The organism is Lactobacillus sp. HBUAS51381 (genome assembly GCF_012641095.1).
GTDB lineage: Bacteria > Bacillota > Bacilli > Lactobacillales > Lactobacillaceae > Levilactobacillus.
Map to the genome: position 1 here is coordinate 22,059 of NZ_JAAVSC010000012.1, position 19,519 is coordinate 41,577.

The following is a 19,519-nucleotide window of genomic DNA, read 5'->3' on the forward strand; positions in this document are numbered from 1 at the left end:
GAATAGGTCTAATAGGTCTAACTATACTCTTCCTAATTTATCATAGTCGCGCTGGTTTTACCAGTCCTGCGCTCACTTAATCCAGTAAGCGATGGGGAGAATTATTTAATTGCGTCAGCTGTTGACGGACATAAGCCCGGTTGTGGTGATAGGTGAAGATAATCAGAGTATCCCCCGACTTAATGATGGTATCACCGTTGGGAATAACCTCCCGTTCACCACGTCGAACCGCCACCAATAGTGACCCTTCCGGCCAAGTCAGGTCGCGCACCTGTTGGCTGTCGAAGCCGGAATTCTCGCCAACCGGATACTCCACCCGATCGGCCACGCCATCCCGATTGGCCTCGGCCGGCTTCACTAGCTGCTGTAGCATGGCTTCGTAGATTGGCGCACCACCCAGTAGGTCAACCGTGATGTAGGCCACGATTGCGACCACGGCTAGTGGCATCAGATGGTGGAGTGTCCCCACCATTTCCGTAATGAGTAGAATCGCCGTAAATGGTGCCTTAGAAATCCCCGCGAAATAGCCGGCCATGGCGTAAATAATGAAATTCGCCACGAACATGGCGGGCAGCCAGCCCATTAAGACAAATAGCCGGGCTCCAATTGCCCCCAGTAATGCCCCCAGCGTCAAGATCGGTAGAAAGATCCCGCCGGGTAAACCGGAACCATAGCTAACGGTTGAGAAGCAGAACCGCAAAATAAAGTAGCCAATCAGGGGCAACAGTAAAGGCGTATTTTTGGCAAAAGTCACAATCATCTGATTCCCACCGCCTAAAGCCAGCGGCCACATTAATCCAATCGGAATCACCGCAAGAAACGGAATCACTCCATCGAGATGTCGCGGTAACCATTTGAGTCGAGCATACCAGCTACCGACATGCAGGGTTACCCACTGATAACCATACCCCAATACGCCGAGACCAATGCCTAATAGTAGCAGTAGCCCGTAATATTTCAGGGGCAGGGCTTGATGATAATTAATATGTAACACGGGCGTTAAGCCAAAAATACCATTGGAAACAAAGTTGGCCACGACCGCGCTAGTCAAGGCGGTTAGCCAGACTAAAGTTGAGAAGCTGTGGTAGACCTCTTCAAGAATAAATAATGTTGAGGCAATTGGCGCATTAAACGCCGCCGAAAGCCCCGCGGCCGCACCGCCGGCAATGACCAACCGACGCTGGGTTCCCTTAAAGCCCATGCGATAAGCCAATCCCTGAGCGACGGTCCCGCCTAACTGAATCGACGGGCCTTCTCGTCCCAGAAAGAGTCCAGAGCCAATGCCCAAGACACCACTGACAAACTTCTTCCAGAGCACCGGCCACCACGCATAGTCCAACTCTCCGGCCAACTGGCCCTCAACTTGGGGAATCCCAGACCCCTTAATCATCGGCGACTGCTTGACCCAATGCCCCACTAACAAAGCCACGCCAACCAGCAGGATGGCCCAGGGGATCAGCCACCACGGATGCTGCCCCAGCCAGCCGTAAATGCCTTGTACGAAAATCAGCATATGCTCAATCAGCAGGCGAAACACACTCACCACGATTCCCGCAAATAGCCCCACGAGGGCTCCAAAGAAAATGGCGTTTAACCGCGTTAAATCTGGTTGAATGTGTTGTTTCTTCTGCATGTGCTGATTCCTCCGTTTTTTATCGTCCACCAATTAGTCTATCACAGATTTAGCGGAGTTCAGTCACGGAAGCGCCAAAAACGACTGAGTCCAATTCCTGCTAGCGCTACCAACCCTAGCAAGCTCCCCTTTGACGTTTGTTCGTTCGTTTGTGGTAATTTTTGGCGGCGCGTACTTGAAACACGCCATTGACGACCACCAACCGGTAGCTTCTCTGAATGGGGCTTCTTAGCGCCCTGAGACGGCTTAGTCGTCGTGGCTGGCATAGTTGCTAGTGAGTCATCCGTAATGGCCGTAATGGGGTGTTCAGTGAGTTCTGAGACGTGATCCAGGTTGGTGTCGGTGTTAGGTTGTGCCGACTCGGCCGTGACGTGAGGTCGGGGAACGGTAACTGTGGGGACCTTACCAACCGGTTTCCGTCTATCGGTGACAACCGATGATGGCGGGGTGAGCGGCAAGGTTGGCTGAGGGTGAGGGATTGGGCTAGGCGTCGTGGGCTGAATCGGAGCGGGATTGCCTCCTGGGTGGGGCGTAGTGTTAGGGTCCTCGGGAGTTGGTTTCTCGGGTTTTGTCTCTCCCGAGTTCGGCTCTCCGGGTTTCATATCCCCTGGGTTAGAATCCGGCTCAGATGGCTTCTCCGGCTCTGATTCTCCTGGCTTAGTTGGCTGTGGTTCCGGTTGAGAGGTTCCGGATTCATCTGGTTCAGTTGATCCCGTCGTAGTTGTCTTCGGCGTTACCATTACATGCCATTCTTCACTTATTGATTTGACTATCCGATTAGTATCGTCCGCATTCACCAACTGATATCCGGTAGGCGCAGAAATATTCAACTTCCCGCCAACTGTCACATTTCCCCTAATCATTCTATCGGAAACCACTAATTTACTCTTGGTATTAACATACTTTAGCTTAACATTCGCAAACTTTCGTGTACCCGAGTAAGTCCAGTTCATAGGACCATTTAACGTTGACGGATCGGGGGCTTTCGCATTGCTGCGCGTATTCGACAGGAATACAGCCAGTTCTGGCCTACCGTTCAGTGCCTCTCCAGGGGTTACGCGTACCTTCTCTGTCGTATAAAATCGTCTGGATTCTTGCAAGCCTTCATCCAATGCCGCAATGTAATAGTTAATCTGAAGATCATACGGTTTACGCTCATCCGCCAGCCCCACCACACCACCAGTCCCAATCAAAAAGCCGCCCGCAAACAAGCCCAGCATTACGCCTTGTTGCCAATTCATCTTCATCATCAAATTCCCCCTTATACCGCCTAACTCCGCAAAAGGTAGCGAAATATTTTCGGGAAAATAAAAAAGTGGTCGCCACCCACCGCAGTGAGTCGCAACCACTTTCTGATTTAACTTTTGAATTTACTTGTTAACGATGGCCAAACGTGCGTCTTCGTCCAAGTTATAGAAGGAGTGAATCCCCTTGTATTCGGAAGTCTTACCTAATTGGTCTTCGATCCGCATTAATTGGTTGTACTTCGCAATCCGTTCGCCACGGCTCATTGAACCAGTCTTGATTTGACCAGCGTTCAAAGCAACCACTAAGTCGGCGATCGTCGTGTCTTCAGTTTCACCAGAACGGTGAGAGATAACGGCCGTGTAGCCAGCTTGCTTAGCCATTTCAACGGCTTCAACAGTTTCAGTCAAAGTCCCGATTTGGTTCAGCTTGATTAAGATAGAGTTACCAACGCCCATCTTGATCCCCTTAGCCAAATAGTCCGTGTTCGTAACGAACAAGTCGTCACCCACGATTTGGACCTTCTTGCCTAAGCGCTTCGTAGCCATTTGCCAATCTTCCCATTCGTTTTCATCCAAAGGATCTTCGATAGAAACAACTGGGTACTTGTCAACGATACCTTCAAGTAAGGTAACGAATTCGTCAGCAGTGTATTCCTTGCCGTCACCCTTAAGTTCGTACTTCTTGGTGTCAGCGTTGTAGAATTCTGATGAGGCACAGTCAAAGGCAATCGCAACATCCTTACCAGGGACGTAGCCGGCATTCTTGATAGCTTCAACTAAGATTTCGAATGGTTCTTCGTTGTTCTTCAAGTCAGGTGCGAAACCACCTTCGTCACCAACGGCCGTTGAGTAGCCCTTTTCGTTCAACAAGTTCTTCAAGTTGTGGAACGTTTCGGAACCCATCCGGATAGCTTCCTTGACACTCTTAGCACCAACAGGCATGATCATGAATTCTTGGAAGTCAACCTTGTTGTTGGCGTGCTTCCCACCGTTGATAACGTTCATCATTGGTGTAGGTAAAACGTGACCATTGAACCCGCCTAAGTAGTTGTACAGAGGTTGGCCTAATTCGTCAGCAGCAGCACGGGCAGCGGCTAAGGAAACACCTAAGATGGCGTTAGCGCCTAACTTACCCTTGTTTGGCGTCCCATCCAAGTCGATCATGGCTTGGTCGATAGCGCGTTGGTCGGTAACATCGTAGCCAACAATTTCCTTGGCAATCAGGTTGTTAACGTTGTCAACGGCCTTGGTAACACCCTTACCCATGAAACGACTCTTGTCGCCATCACGAAGTTCAACGGCTTCGTGTTCACCAGTTGAGGCACCAGAAGGAACGATCCCCCGGCCCATAGCACCGGCTTCAGTGTAGAGTTCAACTTCAACAGTTGGGTTACCACGAGAATCTAAGACTTCGCGTGCGTAAATATCAGAAATAATAGACATTTTTTTGTATTCTCTCCTTATGAAAGTTTGGCTTCACGGGAACTAGACAACCATCCCATGTATCATTCTATAAGTTTAACTTTGAACTTTCAATCACATTTTGACCGTTTTACAAATTTTGGTAGTTTGCGAGCTGAATAAATGACTGTTCATCGAGGCTAGACCCGCCGGCAAGAACCCCGTCGACGTTGTCTCGTTGCATGAGCCCAGCGATGTTGTCGGGCTTAACACTCCCACCGTACAAAACGCGAACCCCGTTAGCCATTTCATCCGAATAAATGTCGGCTAACGTCTGGCGGATCAGGTAACAGCCCTCTTCCGCCTGGTCAGACGATGCCGAGGTGCCACTGCCAATTGCCCAACTGGGTTCGTAGGCAATCACAATCTTCGACGCTTCCTCAAGACTAACCCCTTTCAGGGCAGCGGTGACTTGGTTGACGACCCAGTGAATCTTTTCACCGGACTCACGTCGACCCATCGTCTCATCACAACACACGATTGGGGTCATGCCGTTGCGCAAAACCGCGAGGACTTTACGGTTGATCACATCATCCGTTTCGTTAAAGTACCGTCGCCGTTCGGAATGCCCCACAATCGTATAGGGAATCCCCATCTCGTGAAGTGCCTTAGGGCTGGTTTCACCCGTATAGGCCCCCTCGTCTTCGTAATAACACGTTTCCGCTGCAATCCGTAAGACATCGTCTCGGTTGGCATCCAACATCGTTTGTAGAAATAAAGCAGGCGCTGCAATCGCCGTTTCCACGGTATCAGCAGCCGGTAACTTGCCCTGAATAGCTTCGATGAAACTGCGAGCTTCCGCAACCGACTTATTCATTTTCCAGTTACCTGCAATCAGGGGTATCCGCAACCTAATCCACCCTTTCTCAAAATAAATTGACTACGCTCATCATCTTACCGAACTCACCGTCAATTAGCCAGTGAAGTGTCTTCACAACCAGCGTGTGTCATAATAAAAAGCCATGATGACTGGCACCACAGCTCTTTATAAATTTACTTATCAGAAATTGCGGCAATTCCTGGTAACGTCTTACCTTCAAGGTATTCCAGAGAAGCGCCACCACCAGTAGAAATGTGGGACAACTTGTCAGCAACACCGAGTTGTTGAACGGCAGCAGTGGAGTCCCCACCACCAACGATGGTCTTAGCTTCGGTCAAAGTGCCCAAGAACTTACCAATTTCCAAGGTACCTTCTGCATAATTACTCATTTCGAAGACACCCATTGGGCCGTTCCAAACCACCGTCTTAGCTGACTTCAAAACATCTTCGAATTCAGCAATCGACTTTGGTCCGATATCCAAGGCCATGTAGCCATCAGGAATATCGCCGTCAACCGTCTTGTGAGCGGCATCGTTATCAAACTTTTCAGCAACCACGGAATCCGTAGGCAGAACCAACTTGTCGCCGGCCTTGTCCAAGATTTCCTTGGCTAAATCAATCTTGTCCTTTTCAACCAAAGAGTTCCCAATCTTCATACCCTTAGCAGCGTAGAACGTGTAAGTCATCCCACCACCGATAAGAATCTTGTCGGCCTTAGCCAGCAAGTTGTCGATCACACCGATCTTGTCGGAAACCTTGGCACCACCCAAGATAGCAACGAATGGGTGTTCAGGGTTGTCCACGGCACCACCGATAAACTTGATTTCCTTTTCCATTAAGAAACCAGCGGCGGTTTGGCCCATGTTAGACGCAATGCCGACGTTAGACGCGTGAGAACGGTGAGCCGTCCCAAACGCATCGTTAACGAAGACGTCACCCAATGAAGCCCAGTACTTGCCCAATTCAGGGTCATTACCGGATTCACGCTTAACGTTTTCGCCATTCTTAACGTCTTCGTAACGGGTGTTTTCCATAACTAAAACATCGCCGTCGTTCAGACCATCAATCGCATCTTCGAGTTGCTTACCTTCCGTCGTTGGGACGAAGGTAACTGGCTTGTTTAACAAGTTGGACAGGCGTTCTGCGACTGGACGCATGGACAAACCTGGCTTGTCTTCTTCCTTCTTGATCCGACCTAAGTGGGATAACAGGATGGCCTTACCACCATGTTCACTTACGTACTTGATCGTTGGTAATGCAGCCACGATACGGTTATCGTTACCGATCACACCGTCTTTGATTGGGACGTTGAAGTCGACCCGCATAAGGACTTTTTTGCCCTTTAAGTCTAAATCAGAAACTGTTAATTTAGCCAATTTAGAAAACCCTCCTTGATTGCTTATCAAAATAAAAGATTACTTTCACAATATACAGCACTTACCTTCAGATTTCAAAGGACTTGTGCTAATTTTCAAAACCAATGAAAAACGCGTCGGAGAATGCCCTCCTCCGCCGCGTTTAACTCATTAACTGTTTAAATTTAACCGACTTGCGCCGCTAGCTGATTAGAGCGTAGCGAAGTGCAATAAGGTCCGGACCATGTTGCAAGTGAAGCCCCATTCGTTATCGTACCAAGCAACGGTCTTAACCAATTGGGTGTCACCGGCAGTCGTAACTTCCGTTTGAGTTGGATCAAATACGGAACCATGATCGTCGTCGATGATATCAGTTGAAACAATTTCATCAGCGTTGTAACCAAAGGCATCGTTACCTTCAGTGTGCTTCTTGATTGCTTCGTTGACTTCGTCAGCAGTAACCTTCTTGTCCAGAACAGTTACCAATTCAGTCAAAGAACCATCAACAACACCAACACGTTGTGCATGGCCTTGTAACTTACCCTTTAAGTCAGGGATAACTAAACCGATAGCCTTAGCAGCACCAGTTGAGTGAGGAATGGTGTTGATGCTTGCGGTACGGTTGTTACGCATCTTCTTGCCACGAGGGCCATCCAAGATCATTTGCGTAGAAGTGAAGGCGTGGATAGTCGTCATCGTCCCAGCCTTGATGCCAAATTCTTCGTTTAAGAAGTATGCCATTGGGGCCAAGCAGTTGGTCGTGCAAGAACCAGCAGAAACGATCACATCGTCCTTGCTCAAGACGTCCAAGTTAACGCCAGGAACAACAGTCGTAACGGCACCGGCTGGAGCGGAGATCAATACCCGCTTAACACCAGCATCGATATGTGCTTGAGACTTTTCTTCGGAAGTGTAGAAACCGGTACATTCGAGGACGAAGTCAACACCGTCGTTCTTAACCCAAGGAATGTTTTGAGCCTTTGGTTCAGCGTATACAGGGTATTCCTTACCGTCAACCACGATCCCCTTATCCGTTGATGAAACTTCACCAGGGAAACGGCCATGAGTTGAGTCATACTTCAACAAGTAAGCTAACATTGAAGGTGTCGTCAAATCGTTGATGGCAACAACTTCGATGTCACTTGAGTGGAGTTCGTGAATCCGCTTGAAAGCCAAACGGCCGATACGTCCGAAACCATTAATACCAATCTTTACAGTCATACTGTGATTTCCTCCTTCAGGAAGCAAATAAAGAATAATTTTTTTAAAAAGCAGTACGTGTTAAGTGTATCACTTTTTTAAAACAAAGTCAGCAGCTCCCTCATCGGTAATTAACCAAGTCGAAGCTGGCGCTAAATGCATGTAGGCCGCAATTGCAGCCCCCTTCTCGGCACCGCCGGCAACGGCGATGACTAATTCTTTAGCGGCTAAATCAGCAATCTCTACCCCAATTCGGGGAAATTTACTGACCACGTGACCCTCGGCATCGAAGAAATGGCCAAAGGCCTCCCCCACGGCATGTGCCGCCGTTAAGTCGGCAATCACGTGGGGTGAAATTTTTCGGCGCTTGGCCATCACGAAAGCCTGACCAATGCCGTGAATCACAACGTTACTGTGGGCAATCAACTGGAGCACCTCATGAATCGCGGGCTCCGCAAACAGCGGCTTGTAGGTCGCCGTGTTTAATTGCTCAGGAATAAACAGAGAACGGAACTGGCCGTTGGTCTGCTGGGCCATCTGGGCACTGACCGCATTGGCTTGGATGGCTGGTGATTCGCCAACCCCACCGCGTGCCGGTACAAACAGCAATTGCCGGTTAATCGACAAGGCCGGCGTCAATACCGAAGCCACGGTGGCCAACGTGTGACCGCCCATCACGGCGATGGTACTCTTACCTAGTGGCAATTGATCGGTTAAGACCTGTTGGGCCGCCTGTGCCATGGCAAGTAACGATCCCGTGGGTGCGGTACTATCACCGGGCACAATCGTGCAGTGGGCAATGTGTAGCTTAGTCGCCAACTGTTGCTCGCGTTCTTGCCAACCGGACAGGTCGTTCATCACCGGTGCCAAGCCCCGTAAAAGCTGCTGGCCCGCCTGGGTGATTTGCATCCCCTTAACCGACATCTGGACAAAGCCAAGTTCAGCTAAAGCGTCCGTCGTCGTGCGAACCGTTCGCTCAGAACAATCTAGATGGAGGGCTAACGTTCGCCGCCCCACCGGTTGCGTGTTTGCGATGCCTTGTAAGACGCGGAACCGGCTGGTTAATTTCGTCACCATTTGGGGCATGATGGCTTCAACCCATTGCCAATCTTCACGCATCCGACTTACCTCCTAGTGGGACGTTTGGCGACCACCTAGGGCCATCTAGCGCCCACCTTAATCAAAAAAATTCAGGTCAACCCTCGCTAACCTTTACGTTTGTTAGTATAAGCCCCTCACCACGACTTTGCAAGCCAACACTCCCGAAGATTTGGGAGGCTGTAGCGCAGAAATTAAAAATATTTAAACGACCCCTTGAATTTATATTCAGCTTCAGTTATAGTAGTTAGGTGCTCAAAAAGAGCAAAGCATGTTGCGCCCGTAGTGTAATGGATCGCACGTAAGATTCCGGTTCTTGAAATGGGGGTTCGATTCCCTCCGGGCGCATCAGTTAGCCGTAACCAGCGATGGTTGCGGTTTTTTTGTTGCGGTGTTTAGCTGGCGACCTAGCCTTTCCTACTCCCTGAGACGACTAAAAACCGTGAGGGCCTACTGGACCTCACGGTTTTTCTTAGGCTATCTATCAATTGATCTACCGCACGACGTGGTTGATTTTATCCCAACGCCGCCGCAGGGGTACGGCAATCAGCGGCGCCACCAACACATCTAAGATCAGCTCGGGAATGGCATTGGTCACCAACGAGAGCATCAGGACGTAGCCCAGCGTCTGGTTGCCTTTCGCACCAAACGCGGTTGCCACGGCCGGTGTTTGATAGAAGAAAAAGACTAAGCCCAATACCAGTAACGTGTTAATCAAGGCCCCCACTGCTGCGGCCCAGGCCATTGACCGGCGCATCGACCACTGCCGGTTACGGCCCCACAAATAAATCAGGCCGGCACCCAACCCCATTAAGAGGCGTGGGACCACCGATACCAACGGATTGGTGAAGACCAGTGGGGCTACCGGACTCGATGGCCAGGTAAACGCCCGAACAAACGTAATCAGTCCCCAGAAACCACCAATGAGCATCCCATCCTTGGGTCCTAGCGCCGTGCCAGCCACAATCACCGTAAGACCGATCAACGTCATGCTGAATGGCCCCAACGGAATGTACCCCAGAAACGGCAAAATATTTTGTAGTAAGACAATCGCCATCAACAATGCATCCACGACGAGGCGAAAAGTTTTATGTCGCGTCATTTATTTTCCTCCACTGAAACGTTAATGCCGATATTATAGCATGATTTCCCGAATAATGGCGACTTGACAATTGGTTCTACCGGCGGATTACGGTCCCAAGCCACTCGCGATTTAATTTCCAGTTTCTAGAAGAATCGTGCTTGTATTTTTATCCAAAATCAGTTATAGTGGTTAAGGTGTTGTTAATCACTATGCGCCCGTAGTGTAATGGATCGCACGTAAGATTCCGGTTCTTGAAATGGGGGTTCGATTCCCTCCGGGCGCATCACTACCAAAGCGGCTTGGTCTCATCCCTCGTGGATGGGACCTTTTTTAATCTAAAAATGGCGTGCTCGCTGGAATCACGCGCACGCCAATCATTTAAATATAAATAATCCCCAGACCACCGAGTGAGACCCGACCGTTGATGATCACCGTCGGCCCATCCGTACCGGCGGGATCCCCAGTCGTCTCGACACTCCCGAGATCGGCGTCCACATCGACCTTGACGTTCCACGCCGTTGGGATATACAACTGGACGCCTCCCAGATGCGCATCGACGGTAATGGTCGCGCCTTGATCACTTAGCGTCACGTCGTCAAAGTAAAGCTTGGCGTTTCCCATCGAGACCCGGACGTTGGCGCGGCGAAAATCAGTCGATTGCAGATACCGGATGCTATTACTCATGTTTACATTGACCGCGATGTCGGCATCATTCAATGTCTCTACATCATCGACGTCGTGTCGCGACCAATCGCGGTGATGATGGTGTGACCAATTTCCCTGCGTTCGCCAATCGTAATGGTACCAACGCTTAGGGCGAATGATGAGTGACAGGCCCAATGACAACAGGACCGCCGCAATCAGGATGGTCCAGGGTGCCAAGGCTGCGATCCCCAGTGGTTGGGCAAAGATAATCGCCAGAAAGGCCAGTGAGAACACCATCCCCCAAACGGCTAAATGCATGAGACTCTCGACGAACGCTGCGACTAGAAACACCGCGAGTAAGAGTGGCCAAAGTCCCACATGATAGCTAAAAATCCCCAGTTGACTGGTGACCAGCACGACGGCGCCCAAGACGAGAAAGACGCCCCAGAACCAATTTGCTTGTTTACGCATATTACTTACCCCTTTTCCTCTAATGCCCGTTTCAACGCCTGATAGTAACGACGCGAAACGTAGAGTTGCTTGTGTGAATTCTGAAATTTAACCAGGTTGCCCGTCACCGAATGTTCCAGTGAGAAGACCTGTGCCCGATTGAGGATGGCCGACTTGGAAACCCGCGTAAACTGCGGTGGTAGGCTGTCCGCCAACTCGTATAGTCGCTGACTGGTCGTGTACATCGCTGTCGCCGTGTGCACCGCCACTTGATGATCATTGGCCTCGAAGAACAGAATATCCACGAGATTGACGCGATAGCGCTCACCGTGCCAGCTAAACGTCAATTGACGGTCGCCCGCTGCGACGTTCTCCACCGCGGCGACTACCTGATCGACCAGCGGCGTCCGCGACGGTACGCGCACGGTCACTTCGGGCTCGGTGAGTTGTGGATCAACCACAACGTGAATTTTCAAGTCGTCTCCCCCTTTCGTCTTTCTTAGTTAACCATACGGTCAGCGAAAAATAAATAGCTTTTCCGTAAGTGGTCACTCTCCTAACGTAACTGGTCGCCCAAGTGATAGAATACGTGACGTTTAGCCAATTTCTGGTATGATAGTTCTAGTCAAATGGTTGTCATAATTATTGAAGTCATATTGTTTGACCTATTCTGACCATAGCGGTACACTAGCAACATGTTAGCAATCGCTAGCCATTTCTACGTTAATTAAATAAGGGAGGCTATCTTGTCATGAATTTAGTACCTACAGTTATTGAACAATCATCCCGTGGCGAACGGGCCTATGATATCTATTCACGACTTTTAAAGGACCGAATTATTATGTTGTCCGGCCCAATTGAAGATGACATGGCCAACGCCATCATTGCACAATTGCTCTTCTTGGATGCCCAAGACTCCACCAAGGACATTTCGCTTTACATCAACTCACCTGGTGGTGTGGTGTCTTCCGGCTTAGCCATCTACGATACCATGAACTTCATCCAATCTGACGTGCAAACGATCACCTTAGGGATGGCAGCTTCCATGGCCAGTGTCTTGGCTTCATCCGGGACCAAGGGCAAGCGGTTTGCCTTGCCTCACGCCCAAGTAATGATTCACCAACCATCTGGTGGTGCTCAAGGTCAACAAACCGAAATTGAAATTGCGGCGCGGGAAATCTTGAAGACGCGTGAATTAATCAACAAGATCTTGGCCGACAATTCCGGTCAACCCGTTGAACGTTTGAACCAAGATACTGAACGGGATAACTACTTGAGTGCCCAAGAAGCCGTTGATTATGGGTTAATCGACCACATCATGACCAACAGTAGTGAACAAAAGAAGTAATTTAAGTTAATCGAAAACACCCAGTGGCTGTGGCCACTGGGTGTTTTTTTGCAAGCGTAGGACAAAGGGCGATTAGCTGGTTTAAGCGGAACCAGCTGCCCCTTGGTCCATATTTCAGAAATTTACATTTAGAGACACCAAGAGTCTGGGCGTTTTGTCCAAACTCTTTTTTGCTACCTATCGTTTCAAAAAAGGACCCGAGCGGTTTCACCTGGGTCCTTTCATGATTAGCTTCAAGGTTTTCTTATTCACAGCATCGCAAATGACTAGGCGAACAACACCGGGTTAAGCCGACGCCTGTTCGCGTAATTGCTTGGCATAGTCGTTAATCTTCCGTAAACGGTGGTTGATCCCCGACTTAGAGATGGGACCGCCGGGTACGAGGTCACCCAATTCCTTCAGGCTAACTTCCTTATGGGCCAGCCGGGTCTCGGCGACTTCTCGCAGCTTGATCGGTAATTGGCCCAAGCCAACCGTTGCATCGATAAATTGAATGTTATCAATCTGACGCGTTGAGGCGTTGGCCACCTTATCCAGGTTGGCATTCTCGCAGTTGACCAGACGATTGACGGAGTTCCGCATATCCCGCATAATCCGAATGTCCTCGAACTTGAGCATGGAGGTCGTCGCCCCAATCAGCGAGAGAAAATCCGCAATCTCTTCAGCACTCTTGAGATAGGTGATGTAGCCACTCCGCCGCACGATGGTCCGCGCGTTCAGGTTGTAGCGGTTCATCATTTCCGCAATCATCTGATTGTGCTCTTCATATAGAGAGTAAATCTCCAGGTGGTACCGGCTGGTTTCCGGATTGTTCACGGACCCTCCGGCGAGGAAAGCCCCCCGGAGATACGACCGCACCGACATATCGGAATTTAAAATCTCCGCCGGAACGGATTCGAGCAGTTGCATGCCATCAAAGATGCCTAAATCAGACAACACTTCCGTAACACCGGTCTTCACCCGCACAATGTAGAGGTTGTTTTTCTTTAGTTTCATCTTGCGCCGCACCAACAGTTCACTTTCCAAATCATAGAACTGCTTAAGTAACTGGTACATCCGCCGCGCAATCGCCGGGTTTTCCGTCTGAACATTCAAGACAAAACGATGGTTGGCTAAGCCCAACGCACCATTCATGCGGATCAACGCTACCAGCTCGGCTTTGGCGTTGTCCCGATGAACTTCAAGGGTGGTTAATTCTTTCTTCACTTCACTGGCATATGACATTCGTTAAGGCCTCCGTTTCATGCGATAGCGCGGTTGCCCAATCAGGTTCAGCAGCTCATTCACCACTTCTTGCCCGTTATGAAAGGCCCCGTTATCGCGTAGTTCGAGAAAGTCCGTCGAAATTACCCGACACCCCTGATCGCGGAGTCCCTGGAAATCGTGACGAACGGGCTGCGACATTTCGTCCCAGCGTTGGTAATCAATGTACTGATCCGGCACGGTCCGTGAATTGACCAAGACCGTATCGATAAAGTTTTCATTTAAATGTTGATTGAGCACGTGGACGTGATCGGCGTCCGTGAAGTTTTCCGTCTCACCCTTCTGCGTCATGATATTGCAGATGTAGACCACTTCAGCGGGACTCTCCCTAACGGCTTTCCCCACGCTCTCAATCATTAAGTTTGGCAAAATGCTGGTAAACAAACTCCCCGGTCCCAACACAATCTGATCGGCATCCATGATCGCATCGATCACTTGCTGGACCGCATGTGGCTGGGTGTGATGATCACTGGTCTCGACCCACACCCGCTTAATCAGCTTATGTGCCGCCGTAATCTCGGACTCACCACTGAGCGTACTGCCGTCGGCAAATTGGGCGTGCAACTCCAATGGCTCGTTGGCGGCCGGATAGATGTGGCCGTTCACGCGCATGAGTTGAGACAGTTCTTGGACGGCATCAAAAATACCACCCTTCATTTCCGATAGGGCGGCAATGATTAGGTTTCCAATGGCGTGGCCAGCAAAGAAATCATCAGTCGTTTCGAATCGGTATTGAAACAGGTCTTTATAAATAGATGGGACTTCGGCCAGAGCCACCATGACGTTACGGATATCTCCAGGCGGCACCACGTTAACGTAGTGTCGAATAATCCCAGAGGAACCGCCGTCATCGGCAACCGTCACGACGGCCGTGATATCGACATCACGGTCGCGCAGATTGCTTAAGATGACCGGTAAACCAGTCCCCCCACCGATGACCACAATCTTGGGCCGGCGGGTACGCAATGGATCTCTCATGATCGGTTAGCGGACTCCTTTCGCTTCTCAATATCGCGATGGGTCACGTGAACGGGGTACGTATTGCCTAACGCCTGCCCAATCCGTGTTGCCAAGGCTACGGAACGATGTTGTCCGCCCGTACAGCCAATCGCAATGGTAAGGTTCGCCTTACCTTCTTTTTTGTAGCCCGGCACGATCGTCGTGAGGAGCTTGATGAATTGTTCATAAAATTCTTCGGTTTGCGGTTGCGCCATGACGTAGTCGTAGACCTCCTGATCCTTCCCCGTCTGATTCCGTAACGCCGGAATGTAGTACGGGTTAGGGAGAAACCGAACGTCCATGACAATATCGGCATCAATCGGCAATCCGTATTTAAAGCCAAATGACATGACCTCAATGTGAAAGACTTGAGCCGACTCGGTCTCGTAGTTGTGGAAGATTTCCTCCCGCAGTTTCCGTGGGCTCAGCGACGTGGTGTCAATCACCAACTGAGCCGCCTGCCGAATCGGTGACAGCAGTCGGCGTTCTCGTTGAATACCTTCCATCACACGACCATTTCTGGCCAGGGGATGGGACCGCCGGGTTTCCTTGTAACGTGAAACCAGTTCCTCATCGGACGCGTCCAAGAATAGAACTTGGGCGTTCATGGTGCCATGAACCGCAACATCATTTAACATCTTGACGATTTCGTCGTAAAAGGCCCGGGATCGTAAATCAATAACCAAGGCGATCTTCGACAACTTACCAGATTCGCGGACTAAATCCCAAAACTTGGGCAGTAACGAAGGCGGCATATTGTCAATACAGAAATACCCCAGATCTTCAAAACTCTGCATGGCCACGGTCTTCCCGGCACCACTCATCCCAGTTATGATGACTAAATGGATTTCATTTGTCATGATTCTCCTCCAGCTTCTTTAAAAACGTCTTTAAGCAGTATAACACACCGGGCGTGTCTTTTCCTAACATTTCCCCTAAATTCCTAAAATCCGTTAACTTTCGCTTGTTATCAAAAACGCTAGCCCCACCATTCGGTCGGAGCTAGCGCTACTTGTCATTTTATATTGGATGTCAGCTTTGCCTGCGGCGGCCAGCAAATCAGCGTCGTGCTGGCAGCCTTACCGTTCGCGTAGCTTTGACGGTAACTAAGATTAACCGGATACCTGTCAACGCGATCGGTACTAGACGCCGCAACCGGGTAACACGCGCCAGTGTACCGAAGGCGGCCAGCAATGGAGCCAGCCGTGACAACGGTGTTAGCTGACGTTTCTGGTCAGCTTAGACCGTGGGACGACTTGGGAGACCTGCGAGCTGTACAGGGCTTCCAGGCGAGCCGGAAGCCCGTCCTTTAGCTGCAGGCGAAATTGCTGACAGCCGCAGGGGCCATGTCCAGTTTACCGGCTACGGGCGATAGAAATCCAGATGGCATTGACGCCAAAGATGGTGAAGAAAATGGCGATCAATCCGTTCAGCGACAAGGCCGCCACAACGGGATGGACGAACAACATGATCCCCACTACCAACGCTAACACATCAAAAATAATGGAGAGCCAGAAGTAAAAGCCGCCAAAGCTTCGTAGGTGACTGACAACCAGTAAACGTTCCAACGAATCAACGATAAACCAGATGGCAAATAGGTACCCCAACGTGACGATGGCACTGTTCATATCGAAGAAGAACACCACGGCAATCAGAATATCTAAGATACCTAACACCAATGCAAAGTTCGCACGGACTCCCGTGACCTCATGCAGCTTGCGGTATCCGGCAATCGTGGTAAATCCGCTTAGTAACGCCATAATGGCAAAAATAATCGCTAACCCAGTTAGGCCAATCTTAGGTGACCGGAAAAGACCATACGCAGCAACTAAGAATAAGATGCCGAGAATAAATTCGCTCCAGTCAAAGCCCCACCGTGTTCGATTCATATTAAACATCGTTTGATTATCTCCTCACAACTTCGGTCAACTGTCGACCGGTTTTCAACCATTGTACTGGTTTTCGCTGAGGTAAACAAGTTCACCTAACAAAAAGGGACGGGAAAACCGCCAATTTGCGGTCTTCTCGTCCCCAGTTTACATTTTCATGACGTTGCTTAAGCGTCGGCCTCGGTCCGCGCCTTATCCCGTTCCAAAACGGGTTTCAGGTACTGTCCAGTATAGCTGTTCTTGACCTTAACCAACTCTTCCGGCGTACCGGTGGCAACGATGTTACCGCCAGCTTCCCCGCCTTCAGGCCCCAGATCAATCAAATGATCGGCCGTCTTGATGACATCCAAGTTGTGTTCGATGACTAACACCGTGTTGCCCTTATCGACCAACCGGTGAAGCACCGTCAGCAGGCGTTTGATGTCGTCGGTATGCAGCCCCGTGGTGGGTTCATCCAGAATATAGAAATTCTTCCCGTTCTGTTGCTTGTGCAGTTCGGAAGCCAGCTTCATCCGCTGAGCCTCCCCACCAGACAACGTGGTGGCGGGTTGACCGAGCTTCACGTAGCCCAAACCCACGTCCTGAATGGTCTGGAGTTTGCGGGTAATCTTGGGGATGGCCTCGAAGAACTTCAGGGCTTCGCTGACCGTCATATCCAAGACGTCCGCGATGTTCTTCCCCTTGTATTCGACTTCCAGCGTCTCGGAATTGTACCGCGTACCGTGGCACACCTCACAAGGCACGTAGACGTCGGGCAGAAAGTTCATTTCAATCTTTAAGATTCCATCACCGTGGCAGGCCTCACACCGACCACCCTTGGTATTGAAGCTAAAGCGGCCCTTTTGATAGCCCCGCATCTTAGCGTCGTTCGTCTGGGCAAATAGCGTCCGCACGTCGTCAAACACCCCGGTATAGGTCGCGGGATTACTCCGCGGTGTCCGTCCAATTGGACTCTGATCGATATCGACCAGTCGTTCAATGTTCTTGACCCCGGCAATGCTCTTGTATTTCCCGGGTTTTTCGGAATTATGGTTGAGCTTCTGCGCCAGTGCGCGCTTCAAGATGGTGTTCACCAGCGTTGACTTTCCGGAACCGGAAACCCCCGTCACCACGACGAATTCTCCCAACGGAAAATCGACTGTAATATCCTTTAGGTTGTTCTCGGCCGCACCGGTCACGCGAATGGACTTGCCATTCCCGGGCCGCCGGGTTAGCGGTACTGGAATGTAACGCTTGCCAGACAGGTATTGCCCGGTCAATGACTTCCGGGAACGCATGACCTGTTTCGGCGTGCCGGCGGCCATCACGTGACCACCGTTCTCACCGGCACCCGGACCAATATCCACGATATAGTCGGCGGCCCGCATGGTATCCTCATCGTGTTCGACCACGATCAGGGTATTCCCGAGGTCACGCATCTGTTTCAACGACGCGATTAGCCGATCATTGTCTCGTTGATGGAGACCAATCGAGGGTTCATCCAAAATGTACAGAACACCCGACAGGTTTGACCCAATCTGCGTCGCCAACCGAATCCGTTGAGCTTCCCCACCAGACAGCGTCCGTGCGGAGCGGCTCAGTGTTAGGTAGTCCAGACCGACGTTTCGTAAGAACGTCAACCGATCCCGAATTTCCTTGAGGATGGGTTGGGCAATGACTTGGTTCTGTTCGCCAAACTTTAAATCCTTAAAGAAAGCCAGTTCCTTGTCAACGGGTAAATCGGAGACCGCGCCAATGTGTTGATGGTTCACCTGAACACTTAGTGCTTGACGGTTCAGTCGGTACCCGTGACACGTCTGACAAGTCAACTCGGCCATGTACTTACGCATGACGTCACGCGTAAAATCGCTATTGGTTTCCTTGTAGCGGCGATCAACGTTGGGGACCACGCCCTCAAAGGCGACGTCAACGTCCCGGACCCCGCCGAAGTCATTTTCATAGTGGAAGTGAAATTCCTTCCCTTGAGACCCGTAGAGCACCAGGTTCTGGTCGGCCTTAGGCAAGTCCTTGAAGGGCACGTCCATATCCACGTTAAAGGCTGCCGCAGCCTGTTCGAGGAGGGCCGGGTAATACTGCGAACTGATGGGGTTCCACGGCGCTAGGGCACCCTCACGCAACGTCTTAGTCTTGTCAGGAACGACCAAATCCAGGTCGACCTCCAACTTTACCCCCAGGCCATCACAGTCCGGGCAGGCCCCAAATGGCGCGTTAAAGGAGAAGAGCCGCGGTTCCAATTCCCCCACGGTAAACCCACAGACGGGACAGGCATAGTGCTCCGAGAAGATTAGGGGCTCGCCATCAATGAGATCGGCGATGGCATACCCGCCGCTCAAACGCAGGGCCGCCTCGAAGGAATCAAACAGACGGGAACGAATCCCGCTCTTGACCACAATCCGGTCAATCACAATGGCAATGTCGTGGCTTTGATTCTTATTTAATTCGGGAACATCATCAATATCCATGATATCGCCGTCCACCCGCACGCGCACGAAGCCTTCACGCCGAATCTTGTCAAAGACCTTCTTGTGCTGGCCTTTCTTGGCGCGGACGATGGGCGACAACACCTGTAGCTTCGTCCGTTCCGGCAAAGCCAGCACCTGATCGACCATCTGTTCAACGCTCTGACTGGTAATCTTCGTGCCATCATTGGGACAGATGGGCGTCCCGACTCTGGCCCACAACAACCGTAGATAGTCGTTAATCTCGGTAACCGTCCCGACCGTTGACCGGGGGTTCTTGGAGGTCGTCTTCTGGTCGATCGAAATTGCGGGACTCAACCCATCGATCGAATCGACATCGGGCTTGTCCATTTGCCCTAAAAATTGACGGGCGTAGGACGACAGGCTTTCCACGTAACGGCGTTGGCCTTCCGCGTAGAGGGTATCGAACGCCAACGAACTCTTCCCAGAACCGGAAAGGCCACTGATAACGACCAATTTGTTCTTCGGGATAGTGACGTCAATATCCTTTAAGTTATGCGCTCTTGCGCCGTGAATCACGATTTTATCGTTTAACAATTCATATTCT

At 50.6% G+C, this 19,519-nt stretch carries 16 protein-coding genes and 2 tRNA genes; 3 read left to right on the forward strand and 15 right to left on the reverse strand.

All coding sequences use genetic code 11. From position 1 onward, the window contains the following. Positions 1-76 precede the first annotated feature (76 nt). The 7 genes from HEQ50_RS05755 to HEQ50_RS05785 form a co-directional block, all read right to left on the reverse strand. Positions 77-1,633, reverse strand: a complete 1,557-nt coding sequence (locus HEQ50_RS05755; protein WP_168899575.1) for a ClC family H(+)/Cl(-) exchange transporter — start codon at positions 1,631-1,633, stop codon at positions 77-79. Positions 1,634-1,692: 59 nt separating this feature from the next. Then, on the reverse strand, positions 1,693-2,883 hold the full coding sequence (locus tag HEQ50_RS05760; protein ID WP_168899576.1) for an LPXTG cell wall anchor domain-containing protein: 1,191 nt from the start codon (positions 2,881-2,883) through the stop codon (positions 1,693-1,695). Between the two features lie 120 nt (positions 2,884-3,003). Beyond that, positions 3,004-4,323: a phosphopyruvate hydratase gene (eno, locus tag HEQ50_RS05765; RefSeq protein ID WP_168899577.1), complete on the reverse strand. Its 1,320-nt coding sequence runs from the start codon at positions 4,321-4,323 to the stop codon at positions 3,004-3,006. 109 nt (positions 4,324-4,432) lie between these two features. After that, positions 4,433-5,191 (reverse strand): triose-phosphate isomerase, encoded by a 759-nt coding sequence (gene tpiA, locus HEQ50_RS05770; protein WP_168899578.1) that lies wholly within the window; start codon positions 5,189-5,191, stop codon positions 4,433-4,435. 143 nt (positions 5,192-5,334) lie between these two features. Then, positions 5,335-6,537 (reverse strand): phosphoglycerate kinase, encoded by a 1,203-nt coding sequence (gene pgk / locus HEQ50_RS05775; RefSeq protein WP_168899579.1) that lies wholly within the window; start codon positions 6,535-6,537, stop codon positions 5,335-5,337. Positions 6,538-6,726: 189 nt separating this feature from the next. Next, a complete protein-coding gene (gene gap, locus HEQ50_RS05780; protein ID WP_168899580.1) occupies positions 6,727-7,737 on the reverse strand; it encodes a type I glyceraldehyde-3-phosphate dehydrogenase in 1,011 nt (336 codons plus the stop codon). 69 nt (positions 7,738-7,806) lie between these two features. Next, entirely contained in the window at positions 7,807-8,835 is a 1,029-nt protein-coding gene (locus tag HEQ50_RS05785; protein ID WP_168899581.1) for a sugar-binding transcriptional regulator, read from the reverse strand. A gap of 255 nt (positions 8,836-9,090) precedes the next feature. Here HEQ50_RS05785 and HEQ50_RS05790 point away from each other — a divergent pair. Next, positions 9,091-9,162: transfer RNA gene (locus HEQ50_RS05790), tRNA-Arg, on the forward strand. 145 nt (positions 9,163-9,307) lie between these two features. Here the strand turns inward: HEQ50_RS05790 and HEQ50_RS05795 are convergent. Continuing rightward, a complete protein-coding gene (locus tag HEQ50_RS05795; RefSeq protein WP_168899582.1) occupies positions 9,308-9,916 on the reverse strand; it encodes an ECF transporter S component in 609 nt (202 codons plus the stop codon). Between the two features lie 193 nt (positions 9,917-10,109). Here HEQ50_RS05795 and HEQ50_RS05800 point away from each other — a divergent pair. Next, positions 10,110-10,181: transfer RNA gene (locus tag HEQ50_RS05800), tRNA-Arg, on the forward strand. A gap of 95 nt (positions 10,182-10,276) precedes the next feature. Here HEQ50_RS05800 and HEQ50_RS05805 read toward each other — a convergent pair. Then, a complete protein-coding gene (locus HEQ50_RS05805) occupies positions 10,277-11,014 on the reverse strand; it encodes a LiaF domain-containing protein (protein WP_168899583.1) in 738 nt (245 codons plus the stop codon). A gap of 5 nt (positions 11,015-11,019) precedes the next feature. Continuing rightward, a complete protein-coding gene (locus HEQ50_RS05810) occupies positions 11,020-11,469 on the reverse strand; it encodes a LytTR family DNA-binding domain-containing protein (protein WP_168899584.1) in 450 nt (149 codons plus the stop codon). A gap of 275 nt (positions 11,470-11,744) precedes the next feature. Between HEQ50_RS05810 and clpP the strand changes: the two genes are divergently transcribed. Continuing rightward, complete coding sequence (gene clpP, locus HEQ50_RS05815; RefSeq protein ID WP_168899585.1) at positions 11,745-12,341, forward strand: ATP-dependent Clp endopeptidase proteolytic subunit ClpP; 597 nt, start codon at positions 11,745-11,747, stop codon at positions 12,339-12,341. A gap of 285 nt (positions 12,342-12,626) precedes the next feature. Here clpP and whiA read toward each other — a convergent pair whose 3' ends face one another. The 5 genes from whiA to uvrA form a co-directional block, all read right to left on the reverse strand. Further along, positions 12,627-13,565, reverse strand: coding sequence for a DNA-binding protein WhiA (whiA, locus tag HEQ50_RS05820; protein WP_168899586.1), 939 nt, complete (start codon positions 13,563-13,565; stop codon positions 12,627-12,629). A 3-nt stretch (positions 13,566-13,568) separates the two neighbouring features. Further along, positions 13,569-14,582 carry a YvcK family protein gene (gene yvcK, locus HEQ50_RS05825; protein ID WP_168899587.1) on the reverse strand — a complete coding sequence of 338 codons (1,014 nt, stop codon included), beginning with the start codon at positions 14,580-14,582 and terminating at the stop codon, positions 13,569-13,571. After that, complete coding sequence (rapZ, locus tag HEQ50_RS05830) at positions 14,579-15,463, reverse strand: RNase adapter RapZ (RefSeq protein ID WP_168899588.1); 885 nt, start codon at positions 15,461-15,463, stop codon at positions 14,579-14,581. The genes yvcK and rapZ overlap by 4 nt, the downstream gene beginning before the upstream one ends. Positions 15,464-15,958: 495 nt before the next feature. Further along, a complete protein-coding gene (locus tag HEQ50_RS05835) occupies positions 15,959-16,501 on the reverse strand; it encodes an HdeD family acid-resistance protein (protein ID WP_168899589.1) in 543 nt (180 codons plus the stop codon). 158 nt (positions 16,502-16,659) lie between these two features. Continuing rightward, positions 16,660-19,509 (reverse strand): excinuclease ABC subunit UvrA, encoded by a 2,850-nt coding sequence (uvrA, locus tag HEQ50_RS05840; protein ID WP_168899590.1) that lies wholly within the window; start codon positions 19,507-19,509, stop codon positions 16,660-16,662. Positions 19,510-19,519: the final 10 nt, after the last annotated feature.

What these genes read in the sequence shown, in the direction of transcription:
- gap (WP_168899580.1), bottom strand. Translation starts at nt 7,737, where the DNA reads ATGACTGTAAAGATTGGTATTAATGGTTTCGGACGTATCGGCCGTTTG.
- HEQ50_RS05835 (WP_168899589.1), bottom strand. Translation starts at nt 16,501, where the DNA reads ATGTTTAATATGAATCGAACACGGTGGGGCTTTGACTGGAGCGAATTT.
- whiA (WP_168899586.1), bottom strand. Translation starts at nt 13,565, where the DNA reads ATGTCATATGCCAGTGAAGTGAAGAAAGAATTAACCACCCTTGAAGTT.
- rapZ (WP_168899588.1), bottom strand. Translation starts at nt 15,463, where the DNA reads ATGACAAATGAAATCCATTTAGTCATCATAACTGGGATGAGTGGTGCC.
- yvcK (WP_168899587.1), bottom strand. Translation starts at nt 14,582, where the DNA reads ATGAGAGATCCATTGCGTACCCGCCGGCCCAAGATTGTGGTCATCGGT.
- HEQ50_RS05760 (WP_168899576.1), bottom strand. Translation starts at nt 2,883, where the DNA reads ATGATGAAGATGAATTGGCAACAAGGCGTAATGCTGGGCTTGTTTGCG.
- eno (WP_168899577.1), bottom strand. Translation starts at nt 4,323, where the DNA reads ATGTCTATTATTTCTGATATTTACGCACGCGAAGTCTTAGATTCTCGT.
- HEQ50_RS05805 (WP_168899583.1), bottom strand. Translation starts at nt 11,014, where the DNA reads ATGCGTAAACAAGCAAATTGGTTCTGGGGCGTCTTTCTCGTCTTGGGC.
- HEQ50_RS05795 (WP_168899582.1), bottom strand. Translation starts at nt 9,916, where the DNA reads ATGACGCGACATAAAACTTTTCGCCTCGTCGTGGATGCATTGTTGATG.
- HEQ50_RS05755 (WP_168899575.1), bottom strand. Translation starts at nt 1,633, where the DNA reads ATGCAGAAGAAACAACACATTCAACCAGATTTAACGCGGTTAAACGCC.
- clpP (WP_168899585.1), top strand. Translation starts at nt 11,745, where the DNA reads ATGAATTTAGTACCTACAGTTATTGAACAATCATCCCGTGGCGAACGG.
- HEQ50_RS05785 (WP_168899581.1), bottom strand. Translation starts at nt 8,835, where the DNA reads ATGCGTGAAGATTGGCAATGGGTTGAAGCCATCATGCCCCAAATGGTG.